Genomic DNA, 1,221 nt, shown 5'->3' on the forward strand with positions numbered 1-1,221 from the left:
GCGGTGACCACCGCCGTTCACGCTGCTGACCGACGCCTGACTACCACGGCCCACTTCTTCTTTTGTGTCTTCTCGTGCTTTTTGTGGCAATTGATCTGCGGCGGTGTGACTGGTGCGCTGACGTACTTGCTGGAAGGGGCTCACGCAAAGTCGCCAAGCCGCAAAGATCAGAACCCACTCCTTTGCGGCTTGGCGCCTTTGCGTGATCCTTGTTTCCGTTGGTCCACGCTGATGCCGCAATGGGCGCGTTCGGACTGCGCCCACCGGAATTTGTCGAACCACTGTTTCCTCAGATTCGCTCCTGATGCCATCGTTCGATTGGTGCGCGGTCGACTCGGCCGAGGGAGACAAACCGACGCCTGTCGTGCCGGCTACTGATTGGGACACTGGATTTCCCTCGGTGATTCCGATCGAGTACATTGGCCGTCAGCGACGCTGGCACGTGCCCGTCGTCGTGGCCGGACGCGCGAACCATCCGTTGCACACGCAGGCACGGAGTCGGCGTCAACCGAAAACACATCGTCGTTCGCCGTGCCGCGGTGAACGGTGGACGTTAGACCCAGAAAACTATGCAAACCACACGCCTCCTCATCTTTGGCCAATTTCTCATCTTCACGCCGCTATTGATTTCCGGATGTTCGAAGATGAGCGCGGAGGAGTCGAAAATTCGCGAAGATTTCTCGTCAATCCCATCCGATATGCCAATCGAAATCCTTGGCGAAATTGAATTCGTTTCCGGACTCCCAAGGAATATTGAACTCAACGAGGGACAGTCCTTATCAATCACGGCTACTACGCAACTAGACGATACCATTCAGATATCTCTCGAATACAAATCCACAAAGCAGTCAGTTGGCAGCCTCGTAACGGAATCCTATTCAGAACAACGCCAATTTCTCCTTAGGCCGGGAATGCGTTGTGCTCAAGAATTGGGTGATGATTTAGCGATTGTGTTCCGGCCAAGGATCATCGAATCCGATGCCGATACTCTCCCCTAATCGATTGGTCTAACCATCGCGTGCACGCGGAGGCCCGTTGGCTCGTTTTCACGAATGGGTGCTCAACACACGGGCCCCGGTGACGCGGGACGTTCGCGCTGCTAACCGACGCCAGACTGCCACGGCCTACGTCTTCTTTTGTGTCTTCTCGCGCTTTTTGTGGCAATTGATCTGCTGCGGTTTGACTGGTGCGCCGGCGCCCTTGCTGGAAGGAGCTCACGCA

General features: G+C 55.8%; 1 protein-coding gene. It reads left to right on the top strand.

The window, feature by feature from the left end; genetic code table 11:
- The first annotated feature begins 569 nt into the window (after positions 1–569).
- Positions 570–998: a hypothetical protein gene (locus NZK35_RS03595; protein ID WP_259631231.1), complete on the top strand. Its 429-nt coding sequence runs from the start codon at positions 570–572 to the stop codon at positions 996–998.
- Positions 999–1,221: the final 223 nt, after the last annotated feature.

Origin of the sequence: Stieleria sedimenti, from assembly GCF_025060895.1 — a bacterium.
Lineage (GTDB): Bacteria > Planctomycetota > Planctomycetia > Pirellulales > Pirellulaceae > Stieleria > Stieleria sedimenti.

Coding starts and splice junctions, on each gene's coding strand:
- NZK35_RS03595 (WP_259631231.1), top strand. CDS start 570: ATGCAAACCACACGCCTCCTCATCTTTGGCCAATTTCTCATCTTCACG.